This is a genomic window from Woeseia sp. D3-10, assembly GCF_055809415.1.
In genome coordinates this window covers 313,356-338,460 of sequence record NZ_JBVVTW010000007.1, presented here as the reverse complement: position 1 = coordinate 338,460, position 25,105 = coordinate 313,356, and the positions used below count along the sequence as shown (strand labels likewise).

General features: G+C 54.1%; 21 protein-coding genes, 2 tRNA genes and 1 riboswitch. Of the genes, 9 read left to right on the top strand and 14 right to left on the bottom strand.

Translation table 11 applies throughout. From position 1 onward, the window contains the following. Positions 1 to 5 precede the first annotated feature (5 nt). The 10 genes from AC0L8N_RS02290 to AC0L8N_RS02245 all read right to left on the bottom strand — a co-directional run bounded on the left by AC0L8N_RS02290 (position 6) and on the right by AC0L8N_RS02245 (position 11,068). Positions 6 to 1,628, bottom strand: coding sequence for an acyl-CoA ligase (AMP-forming), exosortase A system-associated (locus AC0L8N_RS02290; RefSeq protein WP_473665963.1), 1,623 nt, complete (start codon positions 1,626 to 1,628; stop codon positions 6 to 8). A gap of 63 nt (positions 1,629 to 1,691) precedes the next feature. Then, positions 1,692 to 3,104: an MBOAT family O-acyltransferase gene (locus AC0L8N_RS02285; protein ID WP_473665962.1), complete on the bottom strand. Its 1,413-nt coding sequence runs from the start codon at positions 3,102 to 3,104 to the stop codon at positions 1,692 to 1,694. An 18-nt stretch (positions 3,105 to 3,122) separates the two neighbouring features. Continuing rightward, complete coding sequence (locus tag AC0L8N_RS02280; protein ID WP_473665961.1) at positions 3,123 to 4,070, bottom strand: hypothetical protein; 948 nt, start codon at positions 4,068 to 4,070, stop codon at positions 3,123 to 3,125. Positions 4,071 to 4,208: 138 nt separating this feature from the next. Continuing rightward, positions 4,209 to 4,634, bottom strand: a complete 426-nt coding sequence (locus tag AC0L8N_RS02275; protein WP_473665960.1) for a VOC family protein — start codon at positions 4,632 to 4,634, stop codon at positions 4,209 to 4,211. 36 nt (positions 4,635 to 4,670) lie between these two features. Beyond that, positions 4,671 to 5,645 carry an alpha/beta hydrolase family protein gene (locus AC0L8N_RS02270; protein WP_473665959.1) on the bottom strand — a complete coding sequence of 325 codons (975 nt, stop codon included), beginning with the start codon at positions 5,643 to 5,645 and terminating at the stop codon, positions 4,671 to 4,673. Continuing rightward, positions 5,635 to 6,471: an alpha/beta fold hydrolase gene (locus AC0L8N_RS02265; RefSeq protein WP_473665958.1), complete on the bottom strand. Its 837-nt coding sequence runs from the start codon at positions 6,469 to 6,471 to the stop codon at positions 5,635 to 5,637. The genes AC0L8N_RS02270 and AC0L8N_RS02265 overlap by 11 nt, the downstream gene beginning before the upstream one ends. Positions 6,472 to 6,618: 147 nt before the next feature. Further along, positions 6,619 to 7,761 carry a glycosyltransferase family 4 protein gene (locus AC0L8N_RS02260; protein ID WP_473665957.1) on the bottom strand — a complete coding sequence of 381 codons (1,143 nt, stop codon included), beginning with the start codon at positions 7,759 to 7,761 and terminating at the stop codon, positions 6,619 to 6,621. A 363-nt stretch (positions 7,762 to 8,124) separates the two neighbouring features. Further along, positions 8,125 to 9,579 (bottom strand): right-handed parallel beta-helix repeat-containing protein, encoded by a 1,455-nt coding sequence (locus AC0L8N_RS02255; RefSeq protein ID WP_473665956.1) that lies wholly within the window; start codon positions 9,577 to 9,579, stop codon positions 8,125 to 8,127. Positions 9,580 to 9,582: 3 nt separating this feature from the next. Continuing rightward, positions 9,583 to 10,287, bottom strand: coding sequence for a GDSL-type esterase/lipase family protein (locus AC0L8N_RS02250; RefSeq protein WP_473665955.1), 705 nt, complete (start codon positions 10,285 to 10,287; stop codon positions 9,583 to 9,585). Positions 10,288 to 10,393: 106 nt separating this feature from the next. After that, entirely contained in the window at positions 10,394 to 11,068 is a 675-nt protein-coding gene (locus AC0L8N_RS02245; RefSeq protein WP_473665953.1) for a putative Ig domain-containing protein, read from the bottom strand. A 162-nt stretch (positions 11,069 to 11,230) separates the two neighbouring features. Beyond that, positions 11,231 to 11,314, bottom strand: a riboswitch (cyclic di-GMP riboswitch). A 567-nt stretch (positions 11,315 to 11,881) separates the two neighbouring features. Here AC0L8N_RS02245 and gltX point away from each other — a divergent pair. The 3 genes from gltX (at position 11,882) to AC0L8N_RS02230 (ending at position 13,543) form a co-directional block, all read left to right on the top strand. After that, on the top strand, positions 11,882 to 13,294 hold the full coding sequence (gene gltX / locus AC0L8N_RS02240; RefSeq protein ID WP_473665952.1) for a glutamate--tRNA ligase: 1,413 nt from the start codon (positions 11,882 to 11,884) through the stop codon (positions 13,292 to 13,294). 73 nt (positions 13,295 to 13,367) lie between these two features. Continuing rightward, positions 13,368 to 13,443, top strand: a tRNA-Ala gene (locus AC0L8N_RS02235). Positions 13,444 to 13,467: 24 nt separating this feature from the next. After that, positions 13,468 to 13,543: transfer RNA gene (locus tag AC0L8N_RS02230), tRNA-Glu, on the top strand. Positions 13,544 to 13,689: 146 nt separating this feature from the next. On the opposite strand, the gene AC0L8N_RS02225 is transcribed toward AC0L8N_RS02230, so the two are convergent. Next, entirely contained in the window at positions 13,690 to 14,598 is a 909-nt protein-coding gene (locus AC0L8N_RS02225) for an MFS transporter (RefSeq protein WP_473665951.1), read from the bottom strand. A gap of 104 nt (positions 14,599 to 14,702) precedes the next feature. Beyond that, the gene (locus tag AC0L8N_RS02220; protein ID WP_473665950.1) at positions 14,703 to 17,075 is read right to left on the bottom strand and encodes a hypothetical protein; all 2,373 of its coding nucleotides are present in this window, start codon (positions 17,073 to 17,075) and stop codon (positions 14,703 to 14,705) included. 363 nt (positions 17,076 to 17,438) lie between these two features. Between AC0L8N_RS02220 and AC0L8N_RS02215 the strand changes: the two genes are divergently transcribed. The 6 genes from AC0L8N_RS02215 to amaB are packed head-to-tail and all read left to right on the top strand — an operon-like array spanning position 17,439 to position 23,500. Continuing rightward, positions 17,439 to 18,875: a KamA family radical SAM protein gene (locus AC0L8N_RS02215; RefSeq protein WP_473665949.1), complete on the top strand. Its 1,437-nt coding sequence runs from the start codon at positions 17,439 to 17,441 to the stop codon at positions 18,873 to 18,875. Positions 18,876 to 18,894: 19 nt separating this feature from the next. Then, a complete protein-coding gene (fdxA, locus tag AC0L8N_RS02210) occupies positions 18,895 to 19,218 on the top strand; it encodes a ferredoxin FdxA (protein ID WP_473665948.1) in 324 nt (107 codons plus the stop codon). A 23-nt stretch (positions 19,219 to 19,241) separates the two neighbouring features. Further along, positions 19,242 to 19,952 (top strand): 3-oxoacid CoA-transferase subunit A, encoded by a 711-nt coding sequence (locus tag AC0L8N_RS02205; protein ID WP_473665947.1) that lies wholly within the window; start codon positions 19,242 to 19,244, stop codon positions 19,950 to 19,952. Next, entirely contained in the window at positions 19,949 to 20,641 is a 693-nt protein-coding gene (locus AC0L8N_RS02200; protein ID WP_473665946.1) for a 3-oxoacid CoA-transferase subunit B, read from the top strand. Before AC0L8N_RS02205 ends, AC0L8N_RS02200 begins: the two co-directional genes overlap by 4 nt. Beyond that, positions 20,638 to 21,984: an aspartate aminotransferase family protein gene (locus tag AC0L8N_RS02195; protein WP_473665945.1), complete on the top strand. Its 1,347-nt coding sequence runs from the start codon at positions 20,638 to 20,640 to the stop codon at positions 21,982 to 21,984. Before AC0L8N_RS02200 ends, AC0L8N_RS02195 begins: the two co-directional genes overlap by 4 nt. Position 21,985: 1 nt before the next feature. After that, positions 21,986 to 23,500: an L-piperidine-6-carboxylate dehydrogenase gene (amaB, locus tag AC0L8N_RS02190; RefSeq protein WP_473665944.1), complete on the top strand. Its 1,515-nt coding sequence runs from the start codon at positions 21,986 to 21,988 to the stop codon at positions 23,498 to 23,500. 356 nt (positions 23,501 to 23,856) lie between these two features. On the opposite strand, the gene bfr is transcribed toward amaB, so the two are convergent. Both bfr and AC0L8N_RS02180 read right to left on the bottom strand, forming a co-directional pair. Then, a complete protein-coding gene (gene bfr, locus AC0L8N_RS02185) occupies positions 23,857 to 24,321 on the bottom strand; it encodes a bacterioferritin (protein WP_473665943.1) in 465 nt (154 codons plus the stop codon). Between the two features lie 179 nt (positions 24,322 to 24,500). Further along, positions 24,501 to 24,710 carry a bacterioferritin-associated ferredoxin gene (locus tag AC0L8N_RS02180; RefSeq protein ID WP_473665942.1) on the bottom strand — a complete coding sequence of 70 codons (210 nt, stop codon included), beginning with the start codon at positions 24,708 to 24,710 and terminating at the stop codon, positions 24,501 to 24,503. Positions 24,711 to 25,105 lie beyond the last annotated feature (395 nt).

The following is a 25,105-nucleotide window of genomic DNA, read 5'->3' as shown; positions in this document are numbered from 1 at the left end:
TTGGCTCAGGTGCGGGCGGGAGGAGTGGCGAAGAGGTCGCGGATGGCAGGGCGATCAGGCTTGCCATGAGCCGTCAGTGGAAGTGATTTCAATATCAGAATTTCATCGGGTTGCATGTACGGGGGCAGTTCGCGGGCGCATACATGGCGGATAGCGAAATCGTTGTCCTCATGCAATGACTTTGGAACGACGGCAATGGCAATGCGCTGTCCGACGCGCTCGTCTGGCAAGCCAACGGCTATTACGTGCTCAACGAGGTCACTGGCATGAATGACCTCTTCGACTTCGGAGGGGCTGATCCGATAGCCCGAGCTCTTGAGCATGTGATCGGTACGATCGACGAAAAACAGATATCCGTCCTCGTCCCGACTGACCAGGTCACCGGACCAGACAGCGAGGCGCTGTGGGCTATCGCCACAAAGTGCGGCGGGCAATGGTTTGAACCGCTCGGCCGTCGCAGCACTGTTCTGCCAATAGCCCATGCTGACGAGCGCGCCGCTGTGCACCAATTCGCCGGGCTCGCCCGGGGCACAGCTTTCGCCATTGGCGTTGATGACATCGATAGTCACGCCCGGAATGGCTTTGCCAATGGAGTCGGAGCGTCCGTCAAGCTGTGAAGGGTCGAGGTAGGTAGAGCGGAATGCCTCGGTGAGTCCGTACATCAGAAAAATACGAGTCACTCCTGCACGTGCACGCAGCCGTTGCAAAACGGACGAGGGAATACGACCTCCGGAATTGGTCATATACCGCAGGTGATCAGTGACATCCTCTGGCCAGACAACATTCACCAGTTGCGCCCACATCGTGGGTACACCCGCCAAGCCGGTAATCCGGTACTTGCGCAGCTCTCCGAGCAGCTGTTGTGGCATCGAGTAGTTCGTCAGTACCACTTCGGCATTCGTATAAAAAGCGGTCGTGATCTGGCTGAAGCCGTAGTCGAAACTCATTGGCAGCGTTGCGAGGATTCGGTCCTGATCCGTGTTCTCGAGATAGCCTGAGATGATGTGAACGCCATCGAGTAGATTTCTGTGAGAAACCAGCACACCCTTTGCTCGTCCGGTACTGCCGGAGGTGTAAAAAATCAATGCCGGATCATCGATACCGGGGGCTGGTGGTAACTCAATGACATTGCTGCATGTGGTAGTCAGGGCTTCGTGCCAGGTGAGCATCTCGAAATGCTCATTTTCCTGGGCTGCTGTTTCAGTTGCGTCGGTAAGTATTACGGTGCTTATAGCTGGCAGCGAATCGAGCACGCTTGCGATCGATTGAAACAGGTAACTCGTGCTAATCAGTATGGTCGCGCCGCTATCTCTCAGCACGTGCTCGATTTGACGAGGCCGGAGCAACGGATTGACAGGAACGTAGATGCCACCGGTAAACATTGTGCCGAATGCTGCGATTACCGCTTCCGGGCAATTGGGCAGCAATACGGCCACCCTTGCTTGCGGCTCGGACTGGCGGTTCGCCAATTGCCGGGAAAACGCCGTTACAACGGCAGCTAACTCAGCGTATGAATAACTGTCGTCCTTGAACGTCAGTGCAATTTTCTCAGGATTCCGGTCGGCTCCGCGGCTCAGTATGTCGGGCAGCTTGTGCAGCGACGAAGCATGACGGGTAGCGACCGTCATACGAGCACCGTCCGGCGATCTGCGGGCAAACCTTCATTATTGATGAATAAGTGCCTCATCCGATTAGAACTGGAAGTACACAAACACTTGCGGCGTTAATGGCGGGAAGACCAGTAACATGAAGACGAAATAGGCGTAAATAGCGGCCCGGACCAGTCGCGGCAGACTCAGAACGTGCAGCAGGTTCTTTGATCGTTCTATCCAGTACTCCAACAGCATCATGGGTAAGGCGAAGAATGCGAGCATGCCAACGATGTACGCCGAGAAGTCCGTCATACCGACATTTTGGAACAGTCCAAGAACCATTTCGTTGGCCTGCGTCAATGATTCGGCCCGGAAATAGATCCACGTAATGCAAACGATATGAAAAAAGACGATGACACTGATTAGTCGCCTTATTCCTGAAAGAGCGGTCAATGCCCAGCCACGCGCTTCCAGGACATGGTACGCGATCAGTACAGAACCATGAATGATGCCCCAGACGATGAAGGTCCAGTTCGCTCCGTGCCAAAGGCCGCCGAGAGCCATGGTTAGCATCAGGTTGCGGAATGTGCCGTAAACACCGCTGCGGTTGCCGCCCAATGGAATATAAAGATAGTCCCGGAGCCATGACGATAACGTAATGTGCCAGCGTTGCCAGAACTCGCTGGGTGTTCTGGAAAAGTACGGCATCTTGAAGTTCCAGGAAAGATTGATGCCCAGCCACTTGGCGATGCCCTGCGCTATCGATGAGTAACCTGAGAAGTCGCAGTAGATCTGTATGGCAAATGCGTAGATACCAAACAGGATTTCTGTGTTCGCAAGTTCTGCAGTTGGTGTCGAAAATATTCTGTCCACTAGCGGGGCAAGGTTATCGGCGATCACCACCTTCTTGAACATGCCAAACAGAACGTGGTACAGACCCTCTGCAAATGCACCCTGGGCCAGTACGCGCGGCTTCAGGATCTGCGGCATCAGATCTTTCGAGCGTTCGATCGGGCCGGCGACGAGCTGCGGGAAAAACGATACGTAGACAGCAAAGTCCAGCAGTCCGCGAGTAGGGCGGGTTACGCGTCGATATACATCGATCGTATAGCTGAGAGTTTGGAACGTATAAAACGAAATACCGACAGGCAGAATGATGTTTAGTGTGGGTATTGAGGCGTTGAAACCTGCGGCCTCCAGCACCAATGCGAATTCGTTTACAAAGAAGCCGAAGTACTTGAAGAATCCAAGTAAGCCGAGATTCGTGCATATGGACAGCAGCAACCAGCGCTTCCGGCGACCGGGTTCTTCACTAGCATCGACCTTTTGTGCAACGACGAAGTCGATTGCGGTGGACAGCAGTATCAGCGATAGAAATCGCCAGTCCCAATAGCCGTAGAACGTGTAGCTTGCGGCAAGCAGAAGGATGTTCTGGCCACGGTGACCGAGCCGCCAGTAGACCGCGATTACGACGGCGAAGAATGCCCAGAATATGAAACTGTTAAACAGCATTTATACGTTCGCCCTTTGTCATTCTGCTGCGGGGATCAGATTGGCCAGATCATGTGCCATGCGAGTGGTGAGAACTGTTGCACCATTGGGGTCCAGGTGCATGTCGTCGAGAAACGATGCTTCGTCGATACCGTTGAGATATCGATAATCAAGAACCGGAACCTGCTCCTCTTGCAACAAACGTGCAAGACCGGCGTCGATTTCATAAGGAAGGTCGCGAACCGGCATTGCCATGATGACTAATTGCGTACCTTGCTTCGACAGATCAGCGATCAAGTCTTGCAGGACGGTGTAACTGAATACCTGTGGCCCAGCGGAATCTGCCGCATTTCGCAGCCTGCGGTTGTTCTCTTGAGTCATTTGCTGATAGTGCGGAACGAGCAGGCTCAGGACGCGATTGCGCACGGTCTCTCGGTGCGCGTACGTGCGGAGTGTCCGGGCGGTCAGGAACTCGCCGATTTCAGCGCTCGTCAGTCTCTTGTGTTCGCCAATACTCAGCAGGTCGCCTGTTGAACAGAAAAATGCGCCGAGGCGCGTTGGAAGGATTCGCGACTGATCGCTGAGCTGGTTCCAGCCGAAACCCAGCACAACAGTTGCGGGCAGGACGTCACGGTCCAAAAACTGATTGTCAGCGATACAGGCCCAGGACCAGATCGTCGTTGCATCAGGCACGATCTTGTTCATCGTGGTAACAGCGTGTCCGTTTTCGTTCAGGAGCTTGCGGGTAATTTCAGCATTTACGCCGTTGTTGGTTAGCGAATTGCCCATGAACAAGATAGATTCCGGGTCGCCGGCTTTATAGTCGGCCGCCAGTTCATCGATCTCATTGATGTGTGCGATATTGCCGGACAGCCGGTCCTCTACCGCACGCAGAGCGACATCGCTGAACAGGATGGTGGCAAGCACAGCAACCACGGTCAGGAATTCGCCGCGGCGCGGGCGAAGAGGCTGACTTATTTGGTCCATAGGCTACTTATCTTATTGTTTGTTCGATAAATGATAGCGTCTGCAGGCTTGCTGACGGTATCACGAGGTCTCGGCGTTGTGATCCGGGTCACGAAATTTCCGTGACTGTTGCTTGCGCGTTACGGCCTACGGCAAAGGTCATGGCACTGATCCGATTTCCGCACGTCTCGCATCCGTGTCGATTACTTCGATGTTCAGCCCGAACCCGCAAAAAAGAAACGCAATCGGGTTGTCGTCGAATGCTTCGCCGGGTTGCGGTTTAGCGATCAGCCGAGCACCGGATTCTGTCAGATGTTGTATTGCTTCGGAGCCGTCGGCGGCGCGAAAACACAGATGGTGCAGCCCGCCACCTTTTTTGACGAATTCGACAAGGGGAGAGCTCCTGTCGACAGGTTCGATTAATTTGAGGTTTATCGAGCCTGCTTTTTCAAGGAACTGTACAACCACCTGTTGCCGGGTATTCGTCACTTTCTCTGTGCGCGCGCGGTAGCCAAACATCTGACAGAGCTTGTCGCGTGCCGGGTCAATTTTCCTGACGGCGATGCAAACGTGATCTAGATTCATGTGACCGGGCCCTTAATTCGTAGGAAGACGGGGCAATCAGGCTGCTTCATGAGTGGTTGTTTGCTGGAAATGTCGTTCAAGCCATTTGGCTGAGATTTGCAACATTTCCTCTTCCCACTCGCGGAACGAGAATACGTGGTTCGCGTTCTCAACTATGTGCAGTTCGTAGCTGTTGGCAACGTCTCTCAATTCACTTGCGTATGGCTGAGCGAACTTTTCGTCGAATTCCCAGTAGAGCCGGTCAGCGCCGCTGAAAATTAGCAACATCTGGCGGCCACTCTTTGCCATCTTGAAAAAGGCTTTGGGAAACAGTGGATTGGCATTGGATTCTGCTTGTTTCCCGGGTTCGCTGCCAGTCGCTGCGGGGGTTGGCGATGCTGATTTCTTCTTCGCAAACAGTTGCGCCAGCGATCTTCCAATGCTGCGGAAGTCACTCTGAAATGTAAGCAACCGCAGCCATGACTTCAGGTTGAATAAGCGCTGCACATAGCCTTTGCGCAATGCAGCAAGCTCTCCCTGACTGGCGAAGCGAGTTCTGTCGGCAGCCCCCATAGCAAGTGTTACGGTCATGCCAAGCGACAACAAACCAACGACTCTTTGATCGTCTTGGGCCAGCAATATGCTGCTGATCGCACCGCCACACAGGCCGCCAATTATGAATGACTTGATACCGCGTTCGTTCTGCAGCCAGTCCAACGCATCGATGCCGTCATTAACGAACGCTCCATTTTCGGTGTCGTTATAGACCTCGGCCAGGAGTTCCTTGCCCAGTTCACCTTCTGAGTCTCCCAGTCCATAGAAGTCAAACTTGAACACGGCATAACCCTGCTTAATGAAGGCATCAGTCATGCGGTTGTAAAGGCGGTGCGGGCCGACGCGCATTTTCACGCCTGGTGACAGCAAGACGATCATAGGTCGATTTGCAAGTTCACCCACGGGGGTGTGCAAGGTTCCGAACAAAAGCTTGCCATCGCGATTACGAAAGGTGATCGCTTCTGCGTTAACTGCCATTCTGTTGCTCCAGCCAACTCAGAGTTTCGGGGATTAGGGTGGTAGTGGTTGAAGTATAAGGCTTAATTTCACGCCAGAACGCCGGTTCTTCTACCTTAAGGAAGTGACTCGACGGAATTTGCTGAGCGAGCTCGACGAACTCCGGTCGATCTTTTTGCTTAATGTTCGGTGCTATCTGCACTACAAGTGTCTGACCAGACACCTTGCAAACTTCTGATGCCAACAGGTTAATTTTTCCGCATTGTTCATAAAAACCATGCGATATAAGGTAGCCGTCGACGTTGGCATGCTCGCCAGCTGCGAGCTTCTCAACCAGCTGTTCGCGGTTGTCGCGGACCTTGCCGTACACCGCGAGCTGAGTACTCAAGTTAATGCGCAGTAGTTCCTGCATGTACTTCTCGCCAGATACGATCGGTTCCCACAGAAGCAAGTGCCGAATACCGGCGTGGCGGGCAGCATATTCAGAAGCGAGTGTGGCGCCGAAGCGCATTCCGAGCAGGTCTATGTTCTCCAGCGTAGGACAATCTTGTCGCAATTGAGCTACAGCTGTATGGATGTCTTCCAGATAGCTCTCGGCACTGTAGTCTTCGGAATGGCCGGCGCTGTCGCCATTGCCGCGAAAGTCGAAGCGGAGCACGGCGACGCCCAGGTCGGCTGCACGGCGAGCAAAGTTGACATAAACGCGGTGGCTCCACAATTTTTCTTCGCCAAACGGGTGGCACATGACGATGCCCTGCTTGGGTGAGGCGTTACTCGGCGTGTGCAGAACGGCAAACAGCGGCTCGTCGGTGTCAGCAAAGTAGAATGGTAGTTCAGAATTCTGCATGTTATTGATTTTATTAAGGTAGTAGAGGGGCTTGCTGCAAAGCCAGCAATTCTTGCAGAACTCACCGCATCTGCAAGTGCACAGGCCGCAATTCTCGTCTTGACGCAGTTCACAGTGGCCGTCGGAGCGGCCGTTCTGCGGCCGGAATCAGAGGCCGTTTAACACCTGTCTGATCGCCAAACGGAAAGCTTCGTTCATTGAATCCAGACGGTATTTCGAGTTGGCAGTGGTTTTTGCCTGGGTACCCAGAAATTTCGCCAGTGCCGGGTTTTCAGCGAGAACCCTGACCTTCTCTGCCGCGTCAGCAACGTCATTCGGCCGGTAGTAGAAGCCACTCTGACCATCATCGATAGCCTGCGTGACCGAGGCAATGTTGGGGACAATCGTCGCAAGCCCCGAGTTCATGAACTCCAGGATGGCCAACGAGAAAGCCTCGCTAATGGAGGCATGAATGGCGAAAGTGCTCGAACGCAATATGTCGGCCATATCAGAACGTTTGCCGATGAGTCTGAAATACTCGTTAAGGCCGTTGCTTTCCAGTAGTTCTGTCAGCCGGTGTAGATCAGGTCCGTCTCCACAATGCACGAATACAACGTCTGTGCGCTTCATTTCGTGTACGTAATAATTGGCTACTTCGACCAAAAAATCGATGCGCTTGCGTGGGTCGGCTCGTCCCGATGACACGCAAATTCGTGTAGCGCGATCCAGTCCAAGGAGATCGTGAACGTAATACGGATTAGCCGGTGGTACTTCAATCGGCTCGACACCGTTCTGAATAGTGACCAGCTTGTTCGACGGGATTCTAGCGTTGAGTTCCGCTTTTTCACTCATGTACGGTGAAACACAAAACTGCAGGTCACAGTTGAAAGGAGGAATCTTCCGGAGAACGGATTTGACCACTGCCCTGATGCCCGTCGCATTGCGATTCTCGCCACCCGAATGGGCATGGTTAATAATGATTTTTGCTCCTGCCAGCCGGAGCGCGGCATATTGCCAGTTGCTGAATGTTCTGTCGCTGAAGTAAAGCAAGCGTACGCGCTGTTTCCGGATAAAGCGGCAGGCACGCCAGAGTTCATGGAGATTCCGGCCTGGCACGCGAAGCTGCACCGAAGTCACCAGCGAAGGCTGTCGAAGGTTAGGTGGCAATTGCCCGGTTACGGGGTAAGCGAGCAGCGATTGCAGTCCTTGCTGTTCTGCCAGCTCTCCGAATTGCAGCCAGAAGTTCTCCATAAGCCACCAGGAGAATCCTGTATCGGGGGCATAGTTGCCCACCAGAAGAATGCTGCCCACCTCTGTCGGATTAATGCTGCTGATGCCTAGAGGTTGATCCGCTTGGCTGTGCGCGGGCTCCTGGTCAGGTGGTAGATCGGACGAGGAGGGGAGTTGAGTGCCTGAATTCAGCACGCGAAGTTTGGTGACCACTCGTTCATTATTAATTGTTTCTTGCTGCGGGTATTGCTGGGGTCGAGGACGGCGCCAATATACAGCGGTGGCCGTCTTGGTGGTATAGCGAATCGTAAGTTTTTCTATTTACTACATTGGACGTCGGGCGTGTTGCAATCAATGGCACTTCGTTGTGGAACAAGTCCGGAAGATACTATTACCAGCCTGCCCGAAAATGAAACGCCGCCCAGATGGGCGGCGTGTCCATACTCATTGCAGCGTCGGTGGCATTGGGATTTTTGGGGGATCGGCCAGCTCCGACGTAACTCCGATGATTTCATCACCAGCCACGTATGCGCCGAGGTTAATCGCGCCACCGCCGAACATGTTAAGTACGTCAAGCCCTGCATTCAGTGCAGGTGATGCACCGCTCAGGCGGAAGTTTCCGCCGGATGCATTGACCAGCATTGGATCTGCTTGCATGCTGCCGACCAGGTCCTGATTGTAATTGCTTTGCCAGCTGGACAGCGAGTGATTCGCGTAAGCGATTCTGGCGAGTGTACCGACAGACCCATAAAGGTTATTCGCGAAGGTGATGTTACTTACTTCAGTAACGTCTTCACCTTGAATGCCGTATGAACTGTCCAGAACTATATTGTTACGGATGACGACATCGCGGTAACCAGTAGTGCCCGGCTTGACATGAATTCCCAAATTGTTCGCGTACAGCGTGTTGTTGGTAACGTCGATGTTGGCGGGGCTGGAGCCGTTATAGCCGATAAACACGATACCAGAGCCGGAGTTGTGAACGATGTTCTGGTAGGTGCGAGCACCGAACGCTGTGCCGGCGTCGTTGATAATACCGTGAGTGATGCCAACACCCAGGTTATAGAGCAGGTTGTAGCGAACGGTGATTCTGTGGTTCGCAGTTGCGCCATAAGAGCCTTTGATAAATATGCCGCCCTGAGAGTCATGAATCTCATTGTGCTCCATGGTGATACCGCTCGAATCATATAGAATGATTGCAGAGCCATTGTATTGGTTTGACGCACCGCGATTCTCAAACAGGTGGTTGCTGCGAATCAGCGAGTCCGTCGAATATTCAATTCGAATGGCGCTGTGATTGTCGCCCCAGCTAACTGTTTTGCCACGCACTGTAAGATTCTGAATCGTAATGTTGCTCGAACCCCAGACGACGACCGGGCCGGTATCTGCTTTGGTGTCTACATTGATTTCATCAATATAGAAGCCGTCCCAAACGATGTATTGGCGGTTCAAAGTACCGATGATCGGTTCGCCAATTGTATTCGTATTCGATTGCAGGCTAACTACGCCCTCTGCTCGAATAGTAATCGGGTCGCCTGGCCGGCCATCATTTACTGGATTGTAGATCGGCTCGTAGCGCTCGCCGGTGCCCTGCGTAGTCGAGTAGACGCCAGCTCGAACTATAACGGTGTCACCCGCTTGCGCGGCTTGTCCGGAGTTGGGGCTATTAATATTTGTGCTTCCCCACATGGCACGGCCAAGTGTCGACCAAGGACTGTTGGCACTATTTTGTGCGTAACTCACACTGTCGTCGCCATTAGCTCCATCGACATAGAGTTCCTTGGAATGAATGCCGGTTGCTCCCAGCATCATTGCAACAAACAGTGCAAATGCGTGGCCGCTGCGGCGTTTGATACGTCCTGTATCCCCGTGTTTGCGGGTCCATATCCGAGTAGTCATTTCCTATTTAACCTCGTTAGCCGTCTGTCCGGCTTGTAATGCATCTTGTGTGTACTTGCTCATGGCTGCGTATGCCGCTGCCGTAAGGTGACTGCCGTCTTCGACAGCAAACTCGCTCTTTCGTGTTCCGTCCGAGTCCGCGAGGAGCGATTCAAAGTCGAGAACCGTTATGCCTTTGGAGCGGGCAAAATCTTTCAGCCAGATGTTGACCTCGTTCACGTGCCCATTAATCATGCTTTGATAACTGGTCTTGCCAAGAATGTCGCCTACAACGCTGGCCGCCCAATTCGTAAAGCCCGCTTTGCCGCGAATGGACACCTCTGTTGCAAGAATTACTTCAATTCCTTCCTTTTCTGCAGCGGCAACCATCGATTGGTAACCTCTCTGGATGCGTTGTTTCGTTTCTGCCATCTTTCCGGGTTCTGCGCGAAAGATGTCGTTAATAAAGCCCCAGATTAAGACCTTGGCAGGGTCAAGCGCGACTACGTCCTGGCTGAATCGCTCTTGCATGTCAAAGGACTCGTTACCGCCTATTCCTCGATTAACCACTTTGTGACCAGCCAGCCGCTCGATTGGCCATTCTGCTGCGTACGAGGCTCCCAGTATTACCGCTGGAGCATTGTTGCCTGTCATTGGGTCCTGTTGAGCTCCAACCGTCGCTGATAAAAAAAGTGTCGTCAAAAATAGGAATCGGACGTGTAATCGCATTGTCTGGTTTGCCACTGTCGTTCGGTTTCGGGTACGGGTCTGTTGATCTTCAGTGCCATTGTTTCATAGCGTGTTGATGCTTCTGACCTGAAAAATCGGCGCAGGTTTAATTTACGACACGCATGACGTCGTTCGAGAAGCTGCTTTCAATGCCATATTGATTGACCGCCGTAGCGACAAAGTAATAAGTGCCGGGAGCCAGATTCTCGACTTGATAGGACGAAAGCCCCGGATTGTCGACATAAACGTCATTCGGATACTGGCCACGGGTCATGCCGTAGTAGATCTTGAATGCGGCGTGATCGGTAAACGGTGTACCGTCGGTATTTACCGACGGTGCAGCCAGTGACAACGTTACAGAGCCAAGCCCGGACTGCGTAACCGCAATCGAGAACTGGCGAAGTACCACGGTCGCCGTACCATCGGACACGCTGATCGTTATGTTGTTGTACGAACCTTCATTGCCGAGCAGCGGTTGCCCTGTTAATTGTCCATTGGTGGTGTTGAAGGTTGCCCAGTTTGGAAGGTTTTCGATCGAGAACGTCAGCGGGTCCCCGTCCGGGTCGGTGGCGTTCGGTGTAAATGTGTAGGTCTGCCCGATCGTAATGGCGGATGCAGGGCTGCCGGAAATGACCGGAGCCGAGTTGCCGTCCTGACCGGGGGGCGGCGAGTTGCCGTCGCCGTTATCGACTTCTCCACCCGCTGTCAGGCAGCCGCTCAAGGTCAGCAGCAGCGACAGGATGGCAAAAGTGCCGATCGACTTGGACAAAACTAGTTTCATTACCGTACCTCGTTCGATGTCTTGAGCGTCAGCAGGTGCAGGTGCTTTGGTAATGCAACCTTGCGAACGTTCGAGCAACCGTGGTTCACGAATTCCGGTAGTCAGGGGCTAATCTGGCAGGTGCCGTTAGATAGCGTCCGGGAGTGCGATCGCACTTCGGACTCTGGCAACCCCGCTGTCATAGGTAAAACCCGTAGACCGGAAGCTTTGCGTCCCTGTCTTTCGACAGGTTTGCCATTTACAGTACAGCCAAGTTATAGCACTGGACTGACTGCAGGCAAGGCCCGTACCTGTAAACTTTGAAGTCCATCATGCTTTAAGTTCACAGACCGCTTATGTCACATGACCGAATCGTCTCTAGCTGCTGATATAAGGGCAGCACGAATATTCGGCGGGGCAGGAAGTGCATGCACTCAATACCCCGTAACACCGGGCTTCAGCTTTATTAGAGCAAGTACTGTGCCAAAAAATACTAATGTGTTTAGAATCAGAGCAGTTACGTCTAAATTGATCTCGCCCTATGGCGTCGCATCCTAGCAATTTGCGAATTTTCTGTCGCAATTCTCTGACGCCGTTTAAGGTCTTTTCTAGGTAACAGCAGCTAAGTCCCCAGCATTCCAGCGGTTTTGTTTCGTCGCCGTTCAGCGACAGGTCCGAAGTGCTTGAAAATTCTGCGCAAAGTCTTTGATTGCGCGAAAGGACGGTAGACCAGTATCGCGGGAATCATGCGGCGAACCTTATGGTCGTCGCCGGGCTGAACCGGCTTTCTGCTACTATTGCCAGCCTTTTTCTCAGGCAGGAACAGACCCTGAAATGACCGTTCGTACCCGTTTCGCTCCGAGCCCAACTGGAGTCCTCCACCTTGGCAGTATTCGCACTGCGCTTTTTTGCTGGCTGTACGCGCGCCACACCGGCGGAGAATACCTCGTAAGGATTGAGGACACTGATCGCGAGCGCTCGACGGACGAGAACGTCACCGCCATTTTCGAAGGACTGTCGTGGCTCGGCATTACCTCGGATCAGCAGCCCGTCTACCAGACCCGACGTTTCGACCGGTATGGCGAGGTGATTGCCCAATGGCTGGACGAGGGTAAGGCCTACCATTGCTATTGCAGCCGGGAGCGCCTGGCCGCTCTCCGCGAGGAGCAAATGGCCGCTGGCGTGAAAACGCGTTACGACGGTCGTTGTCGTGATGGCGCTGTGCCTGTTGATGGGGTGAAGCCGGTTGTGCGTTTCCGTAATCCGGCGGACGGCGATGTGCTGGTGGCAGACCTTGTTCGCGGTGATGTGGTATTCAGTAACCGCGAGCTCGACGACCTGATTATTTGTCGCTCTGATGGTGCGCCGACCTACAACTTCACAGTGGTTGTCGATGATTCCGACATGGGTGTTTCGCACGTCATTCGAGGGGACGATCATCTCAACAACACGCCGCGGCAAATGAACATGTTTGCCGCATTGGGGGTCTCTCCGCCGAGTTTCGCGCACCTGCCGATGATATTGGGACCTGACGGGGCCAAGCTGTCCAAGCGGCACGGCGCTGTCGATATACGTGACTATCAGCAGCAAGGGTATTTGCCTGCCGCGTTGCTCAACTATCTGGTCCGGCTGGGTTGGTCACACGCGGATCAGGAAATTTTCTCGGTCGACGAGATGATTGCATTGTTCGATATCGCCGACGTCAATCAATCGGCCTCCGCCTTCAATCCGGAAAAGCTGCGTTGGCTCAATCAGCAGCACATCAAGGCGATGCCGGCTGAAGAGCTCGGCGAGCTGCTGCGGCCGTTTCTTGAACGGGCGGGGTTGGCTGTTGACTCAGGGCCTGAGCCGTCGGCAGTTGCAGACGCCTACCGCGAACGCGCCGAGACACTGGTGGACCTGGCCGAGAGTTGCCAGTACCTCTACAACGACTTTGACGAGATTGATCCTAAAGCGGCAAAGAAAAACCTTCGGCCGGTTGTGCTGGAGCCTTTGCTGGATGTGCGCGAACGATTGGCGGCATTGCCAGAGTGGCGGGCAAGCGGGCTCATGGAGACGATTGAAGCCGCTGCTGCGGCGTTTGATCTCAATATGGGGAAACTGGGTCAGCCGCTGCGTGTTGCGGTGACTGGCAATGGCGTTTCTCCGCCTATCGATATCACGCTGGAATTAATCGGCCGGGAGCGTAGTTTGCAGCGTCTGGATGCAGCACTCGAAATGATTCGCGAGAGAGCTGCAGCCAGTTGATAGCAATACGCTCAGGGAATTTCGGTTCCGCCTTGACAGCGCAGGCATGGCTACGTAAAGTCCCGGCCTCCGTGGGGCTATAGCTCAGCTGGGAGAGCGCTTGCATGGCATGCAAGAGGTCGGCGGTTCGATCCCGCCTAGCTCCACCAAATCCTTACGGAAACAAGTCCTGAGTCCCCATCGTCTAGAGGCCTAGGACACCGCCCTTTCACGGCGGTAACAGGGGTTCGAATCCCCTTGGGGACGCCATACAAACAAAAAGGCCCGTCTTGTACGGTTCTTTTATTTCTCGATTGATACGGTTGCGTCGAGTCGCATCACGCCCGATCCCACCTCCCGGGATGAGTCGCCTGTTAGCTGCGGTTGGCCACGCACCTGGCAAAAAGTGACATGGTTCAAGCACCGCGGCGCAGGATGGCGCCGTGGATGTCTTCGAGCTTCAGGCGACGGGTGTCGATGCCGTGACGGGCCAGCAGCCAGGCCGAGCCGGCCATGGTACCGGTGATGATCATTGCCGCCAGCATCAGGTTGTCAAACAACCCGGCAACACCGAGCAACGCACCTAGAATACCGCCTGTCTTGGAGCTGGCCGCAACAATGCCGGCCCCGGTACCGCGCAAGTGGACCGGAAAAATTTCCGATGCGTACGGGATGAGCATGGCGATGACGCCGCTCGCACTCACCAGCAAAAGGGCGATCGCAGCGCTCAGCAGCGTCGTCGACTCGTCGACGGAACCGCGTGCCAGACATACCATCCAGAGCGAGACGACCGTGAACACTATAAAAAGCACCAGTGAGCGAATACTGCTCCAGAAGTGATAGAGCCAAACTACCAGCAATACGCCCGGCAGGGCGACGAGCGCGGATTGGGCAATGATCGCATTCGCCTGCTCCTCCAACCCGGTTGCCCGTAAGCTGGTTGGCAGCCACAGCAGGAAACCGAAATTCACCAATCCCCAGGCAAGTCCGGTTGCCACCAACCCCAACGTGATGCCGTAGTAGGGCGCACACCAAAGTTCGCGCCAATTGCCGGTGTCCGAGTCCGGAAGGGGTTCGGCTACGACTGCAGAAACGTCGTGTTCATGGTCACCACAGAATCGCTGCAAGACGTTTCGCGCCTGCTGGTTCAGGCCCTTGCTGGTGAGATAGCGTGGGGACTCGGGAATGTAACGCTTAAGAAAGATCAGCAACAGACCTGTAGGTAGTCCGAGCATCCACAGGATTCGCCAGCTGAACAGGGGTTCGAGAATTGCCGCTGCACTGGAAGCGACCAGGAACCCGTCGGCAGTACCAATGTTTTGCATGTGGGGGCCAGTTCAAAATTCGCAGCATGTTACCGCCAACCGTTAGGCGGGTCAGGCTGTAGTGCAAATCAGTTGTGTGATTTTGTAGTGCAGTTTTGGCGGGTTCAGCGATGGAATACAGAACGCATCCTGTCTTCCATACGCTCAATGACATCGCTGTCGCAGGCATGGTCTCGCATCATCTTGCGAACACCCTGGTTTACCGCCGTGATGCCGCCGTTGCCGAGAAACTGATCGACCATCGAGCCCAGGAAGTCGTTGGGTTTCATCGTCCCCACTTTTCGGAACGTGGCCTCAAACTCTTTATTAACCTTGAAGCTGGAATTGATCGTATAGCCCTCGCTTCTCGCCATCTCGACGCCGAGAAGGTTTGTCGTAGTTACCGTTGGGACAGTGGTCGTGACGGTGAATGAGGCGGCATCTGCCCGCAGGCAACGCGCGGAATTTTTCTGGTAGTTGAGGAGGTATACCGCGGTTGCCGGCTCGACAAGGCGAATCTGGTCAATGGCCAGTTCATACAGGCCATTGAATACGCCGCCGCCCATTTCCCGCATGGCTTGTTTGAAACGTTCCTGATACTCATTATCTATGGTCTCGACCGTTCGCATATCCCCCGCATAAATGGCATTCAAGTACGCGGCACCGGGATAATCTGTGAACGGGGCCAGTTCTCGTTGTCTTGTGGCAAAGGCTAGCCGCACAGGTGTGAAAGCCGTGCTTTGCTGATCTTCTTCCAATACAGCATTGGCAATCAACATTTCCATGCCAGCAACGGTGTTGCTGGCATGCAGTTGGGCAAGCAACTGCGGTTGTGCCTGTTGCAGGCGAGATTGTCTGTCTCTTGCGGTCAGAGTGCGGAGCTTGTCAAAAGCGTTCAGCGCAAGGAGCGCGCCGTAGCGACCCTGTAGTTGCCGGAAGTACGCATTGAGCGTAGCCAGACCAGCTAAGCCGTTGGAAGCTTGAGCCTTCCGAGACGGGTAGGCCTGCATTTCCAGTGCCGCAAACTGCACAGCCTGACGATCCCGCTGGGCAGCAAATATCCGGTCGACCTGTCTCGCGGTGTCTGCTGTCAGATAAGTTTGTAAGTGCTGATTCGCTCGCTGGCCCACTGGCAATAAATTGACTTGAACCTGTTCCGGCGTTTGCTGTTGCTCGGCATAGGACTGAGCGGCGCGTACGGCATGTTCATTCGTATAGTTACGGATATCCTGCCGCGCGGCGTCAGCTGCTTCAGTGCTGACGACAAACTCCGCACTCTGTTCGGCTCGTGCGGCTTGTTGGGCTTGCCGACGCGCGTCCACTTCCTGCCTGGAGCGGCGGGTCACTCGAGTCGGTGACTCCATAGCGCTGGAATGACCCACCACGAAGCGTTGTTCAAAAAGGGCGACCGATTCCAGTTGTTCAAAACCGGGTGCATCGTTCTGAAGCAGCGTTGCCAGCGCGGCGACCATGCGGTCTGCACCAACGGCGGATTTTCTGTTGGCCACCTGCGCCGTGAAATTGAACCCGCCTTCGGGCCAGAGCACTTGGGTAAATAACTGAGCGACCTGGGTCAGTCGTTGGAGTTGCTGCGGATTATTCGTTCCGGTGCTGGCGACGGCCTGTTCTTGCCACGAGCGGGCAATCGCAGCGGCGTACGGATATATCTGTGCACTAACCGTGCCGCCACGTTGCAGTCGCAGAATGCTCAAAACACTATTGGCCGTTTTGGCGTCTCCGCCGATGGAGTCCACTTTCGCCCAACATGCCCGCGCAACCTGATTTTCGAGGCCAATCAAATCGCGGCTGGACATTTTGGAGAACGACTTTCCGAAAAATGGTTTGAAGCGACTGTCTTCAAAGAGTGCCAGAGCGGCATAATCACCGGCATTGCGCATTTGGTAGGTGTATTGCTCATAGCTCAATGGCTGACTCACCCAATTCTCGACCTTGGCCTCACATGAAGCGCGCGGATCAACTTTCGGTCGATAGGCCTTTGTATTGGCGCGCGACAGTATGTTTTTCACTTCACCGCCAAAATTCCTGCCCATGACTACCGGGCTGCAGCCTCGGCCAAGTGCCCACTGGGCTGTCCCGGTCATGCGATCACCGTTCGGCGAGACTATCCCTCGAATGACGAGCTCTTGTTGACGGCCTGTACCCGTGCCAAAAGCTATTGCGCCGGTTTGGGCATCGTACTGGCCGTTGATGGCCAGTGTTTTCTCGTAGGGTTGTCTGTGGGCTTTGAAGTTTGGCCCGAGAATTTGCCGTTCGATTGAACCCGATACGGTATCACCGGCCGGAAGTTGCAAGCGCACGGCAAAGCTCGTGGTATAGCCGTCACATTGAAAAACGCCGTCCCATTGGCCTGCAATTTGACCGGTAGCAGGGAAGGGTGGCTCATCTGCGAGTGTCTCGGTCGTGCTTCCGAACGATAACGCAGCCAAAAGAATGCCAAGCTTGATAGATACAGGGTTGACCAAGTTTTTCTTATTCAAAATATTGCGGGTCCTTGTCGTTTCTTAGACTCCGAGCAGCGGAAGTTGAGAGCATCAAATCACTGTTTCCGCTGATAGTAAGGTGTCAAGTCCGTTTTTTAGTTGTGCTGGATAATGGATATCCCAACACCTGTATACCAAGCCACAAATTCACCTGTATGACTTTGCGGCCACATTGTAGAGTCGTTGGGTACTCGTGCAAAATCGGAGCGCGTGTTTCTGCCGAGCGATTCTGCAATCCGCTGGTACTTTTCTGCGCATTACATTAGCTCATATAGTCGTGACGAATCATCGTTTGTCGTTCAGTCTCGCGGGCGGCAGCATGGCACCGTCTCTCTAACGGATTCCCAATCGGCGACTGTCATGGCTAATCAAGCGAAGTTCCAACCCTCTGAAAAAGCACAAGCATTCCTGGATACGGTTCAAAAAGGCAAGTACAAGCGCGAGATTATTACCGGCCTTGCGAAGTTCCTTGACAAGAAAGTGCCGGAAGACATGCAGGGTTTCTATTCGAAGAACGAGTTACAGACCCTCGTAGATCTTCGTGGGACCAGTTCCGACGTTGAGTCGCGTATGCCGGTAAAAATTACCCGGCATTACTTCGATTTGGCGAAGAACAGTGAGGCTATACAGACGCTGGTCAAAGCCAGTCCAAAAGAAACTTACGACCTTGAGGGCGCACCAGACCCAGGCAAACAGATGGATTACAGCCCGGTTGAAGGCTTGATTCACAAATATGAGCTTGGTTTGATTTATGTCGCATCAACGTGCTCTGCGCATTGCCGATTTTGCTACCGCGAAGAGCTGATAGCCAAGAAAGAAGTCGCACGTCCGGACGGCACGATTGCTCCGAAAGGACTCGCGCAGATTCCCGAAATCGTGGCGTATATTGAAGAGCACAACAAACAGGTTGCCGCGAATGGCGGCCGTCACCCAAAGACTGGTAGAGAAAAACTTCGCGAGATTCTCATGTCTGGCGGTGATCCTATGGTTCTTGGCAACAACAATATTGCCGAATGGTGGTCGGCGCTTGCAGACGCTGGAATAGAATCCATCCGGCTAGGCACCAAAGAGCTGGCTTTCTATCCGGACCGATTCGACGAGACGTTCTTCGACATGGTCGACAAGTTCCATGCAGCGTACCCGTCCACTCAGATCCGCTTCATGGTTCACTTTAACCATCCCGATGAGTTCCTGGCCAAAGACGCCGATGGCAACTACATCGATGACCCTGATGGCGGCCTGGAGTGGGTTCCGAGCACCAAACGCAGCATCAAAGAGCTGGGTAAGCGCGAATGGTTAAGTATTGATAACCAGGCTCCTATTATCAAAGGCATAAACGGTGATGCTGACGCATTGCGCATCATGCAGCGCGAACTGCGCCGAAACAGGGTGGAAAACCACTACTTCTTCTGTGGGCGGGACATCATTGGGCACAGAGCATTCAACCTTCCGATTGAAGAGGTGTGGAATATTCTGAACGAGTCTCAGAAGGGACTGTCCGGTGTTGAAAGTCATGCTCGCCTGTCGATTACGCACTACAGAGGCAAGACCGAAGTTGTTGCGGTAACCAACGAGCCGCTCGCCGGCGTCCCTGGCACCGAAAACGGCGTTGTAATCCTGAAGCTCTTGCGTGGTGCTGCCGATGCTCCGGATCGAGGCAAAGTCGCGATAGTTGGCCGGAACCCAGAGGCGATCTGGTTCAGTGGCTACGAAGATCGTGTGATTTACGACGAAGCCGGGCTGTTTACCCAGGCAGAAGAGCAGGTGGTGCAAAAGCCTCTGTTGCAGCAAGCTTGATCGGAAAAGGTGTACTGCGATGACGTTTGTTGTTGGTCAAAACTGCATTCAATGCAAGGACACGGATTGTGTCGAAGTTTGCCCTGTCGATTGCTTTTATGAAGGCCCGAACTTTCTGGTCATCAATCCAGATGAATGCATCGATTGTGAAGATTGCGTTCCGGCCTGCCCGGAGGATGCAATTTATGCAGAGGATGATGTACCCGAAGATCAGAAGGCGTTCATTGAACTCAATGCGGAGCTCGCCGATATTTGGCCGAACATTTCCGAGAAAAAAGAACGGCTTCCAGATGCCGATAAGTGGAGTGGGGTTTCCGATAAGCTCAAGTACCTCGAGCGCTAGAGTAGTAACGTCGGTTCACTCTTATGATCAATAAATTCCGAGAATCTGCCGCTTTGGCAGTTGCCGATATTCACGACGGTGCGACCGTATTGATCGGTGGTTTTGGCGAGGCCGGCAGTCCCATCGAGCTTATTCACGCGCTGATCGATCAAGGTGCTCGCGGCCTGACCGTAGTGAATAACAACACCGGCAGCGGCCACGTCGGACTGGCCGCCCTCATTGAGAACGGTCGCGTGGCGAAAATGATTTGTTCCTTTCCGAGAACAACGAATTCGACAGTGTTTCCGGATCTGTACTCGAGGAATGAAATTGAACTTGAGCTGGTTCCACAGGGAACACTGGCAGAGAGGATTCGTGCGGGTGGCGCAGGTATCCCTGCCTTCTACACGGCGACATCTGCCGGAACTTTGCTAGCGAAAGGCAAAGAAGTCAGGCAATTCGACGGGCGCGAGTTCGTTCTGGAGCCTGCACTGAAAGCGGATTTCGCACTGATCAAATGCCGACGCGCTGACCGCTTTGGCAATCTCGTGTACAGCAAGACAGCGAGAAACTTTTCACCCGTCATGGCAACGGCGGCGAAGACGACTATCGTCCAGGCCAATGAAACCGTAGGGGTAGGCGAGCTGGATCCTGAATCCATCGTTACTCCCGCAATTTATGTAGACAGAGTTGTCGAGATCAGGTCGCCACTTCAGGAGTCTGAGCTGGTGGCCAGACAGGTGCACTACCCATGAGTACTGGTGCTGAGAGCGGTACGGGTTGGAGTCGGCAGGACATAGCCCGAAAGATTGCCTTCGATATCCCGGACGGTTCGTACGTCAACCTGGGTATCGGTATGCCGGAAAGTGTCGTTGATCACATACCGGAAGATCGAGAGGTCATTTTTCATACTGAGAACGGATTGCTCGGCATGGGTCCGGCGCCAGCGCCTGGCGAAGAGGATCCTGAGCTGATAAATGCAGGTAAGAAGCTCGTAACTGCTATTGCCGGAGCTGCCTACTTTCACCACGCCGATAGCTTCGCAATGATCAGAGGCGGGCATATCGATATATGCATACTCGGCGCTATGCAGGTCTCACGATCGGGTGATCTTGCAAACTGGTCAATGGGCGAATCGGATGCAGCGCCAGCCGTTGGTGGTGCCATGGATTTAGTTGCCGGAGCCAGGCAAGTCATCATAGCTACTCAGCATTGCACGAAATCCGGCGTACCAAAACTTGTGGACGCGATAACGCTTCCGGCAACAGGTCGCGGGGTGGTCTCTCGGGTATATACCGATCTGGCCATACTCGGTATCAGAAATAACGCCTTTGAACTCATAGAACTCGCGCCGGGTATTGATCTCGACACGTTGCAGCAAAAGACAGGGGCGCCAATTGTTATTCCGGCCGACTACAACGTTGAAAAGGGAGTGTCCCGATGATCGCGGATAACAAGTCAGTTGCCGGTGGCGAACGCTCTCGGAGTGAGTTGCTCTACGAACGCGCCCAAAAAGTCATGCCGGGCGGTTGTAGCAGAAACACCGTTTTACGAAAGCCACATCCATTCTACGTTGACTATGGCAGCGGCTGCTATGTCACAGACCTTGATGGAAATCGAAGAATCGACTTTGCCAATAATATGGCATCGCTGATTCATGGCCATGCCAACGAGGAAATCGTCGCTGCAGTTAGTGCGCAGCTGCGACGCGGGACGGCTTTTACACTAGCGACAGAACAGGAAGTGCTGTACGCCGAAGAGATGGTTGATCGTGGCACCTCTTTCGAAAAGATACGGTTTGTAAATTCGGGAACTGAAGCGGTAATGAGTTGCCTGAAAGCAGCTCGAGCGTACACAGGGCGGCCTAAGATTGCGAAAGTCGAGGGCGCCTATCATGGCCTGTACGACTTTGCGGAAGTCAGCCAAACGTCGAACCCTGGCAACTGGGGTGACGCAGAAAGGCCGGCGAGCGTGCCGGTTGCACATGGCACGCCTCAATCGGCCCTGAATGATGTGGTGGTTATTCCGTTCAATGATGCCATCAAGTCCATCGAGATTCTCGAAGAGCACGTCGGTGAGCTCGCGTGCGTTTTACTGGATCTGATCCCACATCGGATTGGTTTAGTTCCGGCACAGAAAGAGTGTGTGCAGGCGCTGAGGCAGTGGACGAAGAAGAACAACATCCTCCTGGTCTGCGACGAAGTCATTACCTTTCGCTGTGGATTCGGTGGCGCGCAGGAAGCATTGGGCGTAAGTCCTGATTTGACCGCTATGGGCAAGATGATTGGCGGCGGCTTTCCAGTAGGTGCTATTGCAGGCTCGTCCAAAGTAATGGATGTAATGGATCCATTGAAGTCACCTGTTTTATTCCCTCACTCCGGCACGTTCTCTGCTAACCCGGTCACTATGACCGCCGGCCGTACGGCTATGCGATTGTTCGATCAGAACGCAGTTGACGGGCTCAATCGGCTTGGGAGTATTGCCCGCAAGCAACTTGCTGAAGCTATTGCGGTATCCGGGATCTCCGCGTGCGTAACGGGAAGTGGTTCGATGTTCAGGATTTTATTGAAGCCCGAGGCTCCATCGAACTATCGGAGTGCGTACGCGAGTGCTGCCGAGAATCAGAGCTTGCAGGTCTTTCTGGACTACATAACAGCGAATGGAATTCTATTGATTGGTACTGGTACAGGAATGTTGTCGACGGCAATGGGGCAGGCGGAAATTGACCAGCTTTGCGAGACAGCTCTTGCCGGATTCAGACACTTGAAAGCGAACGGCGGATTGTAAGATGACGATGAAGACTGAAGTAGCAGAGATACTTGGACGATTGGGTGTTCCGGCGTTCCAAAGCGATACCGGCACACTAAGAGTCACCACTCCGTTGACCGGCGAAGAGATTGGTTCCGTAAGAAAAGCGACTGTCGAAGAGGTAAATGCTCAGGTTGAGCAAGCGCATGATGCGTTTCTGCAGTGGCGACTGGTGCCCGCACCTCGAAGAGGCGAACTGGTTCGCCTTTTGGGCGAAGAACTTCGTAAATCCAAAGACGACCTTGGCCGGCTCGTCAGTATCGAGGTTGGAAAGATCCCTTCGGAAGGATTGGGCGAAGTTCAGGAAATGATCGATATCTGCGACTTTGCCGTCGGCCTGTCCCGGCAGCTCTACGGACTGACGATTGCCAGCGAACGACCTGGTCACAAGATGACTGAGGTCTGGCATCCGCTGGGTGTTACCGGTGTCATCAGTGCTTTCAACTTTCCGGTCGCTGTATGGTCCTGGAACACGGCGTTGGCGCTGGTCTGCGGCAACAGCGTGTTATGGAAGCCGTCAGAAAAGACGCCTCTCACGGCATTGGCATGTACCGCCGTTCTGGATCGGGCATTGAAACGATTCGGTGATGCTCCTGAGGGCTTGCACCAACTTGCTCTGGCGGACCGGGTTGGTGGAGCCGCCTTGGTTGAGAACCCCAAGGTGCCGCTCGTTTCGGCCACTGGTTCAACAGCGATGGGGCGGCAGGTTGGGCCGCGTGTTGCGGAGCGGTTTGGACGCACCATACTTGAGCTGGGCGGCAATAACGCCGGCATCGTCAGCGAGCAAGCGGATTTGGATATAACGCTGAGAGCAGTTGTGTTCAGCGCGGTCGGCACGACCGGCCAGCGTTGTACTTCAATGCGTCGGTTGCTGGCACACGATACGATTTACGATGAGTTCGTGGCAAAAGTCAAGAAAGCCTACGCGACGGTTACAGTCGGCAATCCGTTGACCAGCGACTCTCTGGTCGGCCCGCTGATCGACAAGTTTGCCTACGAGCAGATACAGAAGGCACTGGCTGATGCGCGTGCACTGGGTGCTACTGTGACGGGCGGTGAGCGGGTACTGGAAGACGAATTTCCGGGTGCCTATTACGTCCGACCCGCGCTCGTCGAAATGCAGGAACAAGCAGGCCCGATGTTGGAAGAGACGTTCGCACCCATACTCTATGCCGTGCGTTACACCAATCTGGCTGATGCCTTGCAGACACACAATGCGGTCGGAGCTGGCTTGTCGTCTGCAATTTTCACGTTGAGCGTACGCGAGTCTGAATTGTTCCTCGGCGCATCCGGTTCGGATTGCGGTATTGCCAACGTCAATATCGGTACGTCGGGCGCAGAGATTGGCGGTGCGTTCGGTGGGGAGAAGGAGACCGGCGGTGGCCGTGAATCAGGATCGGACTCCTGGAAGGCGTACATGCGTCGCGCGACCAACACCATAAACTACTCGACGGAACTGCCGTTGGCCCAGGGAGTGTCGTTCGATTTCGAATGACGATCTGCACGCAAATCCCGTTGCTGGCTGATCAACGAGCGACGGGATTCGCCCACGTGGCATGGCGTTGGCGTAGCTCTAGCCAGGTCGCGGCAGTGTTCTGATATGTACCGGTCAGCCGTTCCTGGCTGACCGGTACTCTTAAGCCACTCGGGGAGAATCAGTCACATTGCGCCGGTTAGCCTGATGCGGCCACGCTTGACGCCGCGAAAGGATGCGATGCCCGAACATTGTCAGGATCAGCGCACAAAAAAAGCCCCGTAATCGACGGGGCTTTTTCGTTGGGCATTGAGGGTTTTCGCTTCCCCAAACTGCCCGTTAGATAGAAAGGCGGCCGGGTGTACTGGCGCTTCGCTTTAGGCCTGTGATTGCAGGTAGTTTTCCGTGCCCATCTTTTCCAGCAGACTGATCTGGGTTTCCAGCCAGTCGACATGTTCTTCTTCTGATTCGAGAATGCTGGCGAATACTTCGCGGCTAACGTAGTCCTTATTGGCTTCGCAATACGCTATGGCTACCTGTAAGTCGGGGAGGGCATCCATTTCCAGTTTCAGGTCCGCGTGCAGGATCTCCGGCACATCTTCGCCTATGTTGAGTTTGCCCAGTTCCTGAAGATTCGGCAGGCCTTCGAGGAACAGAATGCGCGCGATGAGTTGGTCCGCGTGCTTCATTTCATCGATCGATTCCTCGTACTCCTTGTCGCCAAGTTTGTCGAAGCCCCAGTCTTTCAGTATTCGCGAATGGAGAAAGTACTGGTTAATAGCGGTGAGTTCGTTCTTGAGAACGCGGTTGAGGTGTTCGATGACGGTGCGGTCGCCTTTCATGTGGCACTCCGTGTGCTAGGTAGAGAAGGCCAATGATAGTGCCAGCCCGGGCAACTGCAAGTTGCCATACTGGCAATCAAAGTGAGAATGACTTTGATTCGCGGCACGCAGCCGGAGCTGCTGGTTGACGAGATGGAATCCCTGCTACGTGAGCCGTAGCGAGGCCGGTCATTGGTGAGCTAAGCGTGAACGGGTACGTAAAGAGTTGGCGCGGCCCGGTGCTGCTGTCCATGAACTTCGTTGAGTATTTCGCGCGCCTGATCCGCGCAGCTGCCGCAACGGGTAGCAACGCCGAGCTGCTCTTGTAACTCGTACAGGTTGCCGGCACCGGACTTGGCAGCGCGACGAATTTCCTTGTCGGTTACGGCGTTGCAGATACAGACGTACATGCGCGGTTTCCCAATCAATCAACGTGGCCTTATTTAAACGCTAATGAGAATGATTGTCAATCAGATTACTGAATGGGTGGCATCGACATGTAGTGTTAGTTAAAACAATGAGTTAAGGGGTTTTAGTAATGTGATTTATTATTGTGGGGCGTGATAACTACCGCCTTTCTGTCTTTGGTCCCGGGCCCAATTTCGTTATGCAGGGGGTAAGGCAGGACACGTCTGCCGGACGGCCGGCAGTGTTGCCGGACCTGATGTCTGTGTGGTTTGCCTGCTATCGACGAGCGCATACTTTGCCTTGTGGCAGGTACTAAGTCGTTGCCCGATGCTGCGACTTGCGTGCGTCCTTACCAACCGGTTCCTGGGGTCAGTCGAGGCTCGTATTCGGGCATGCG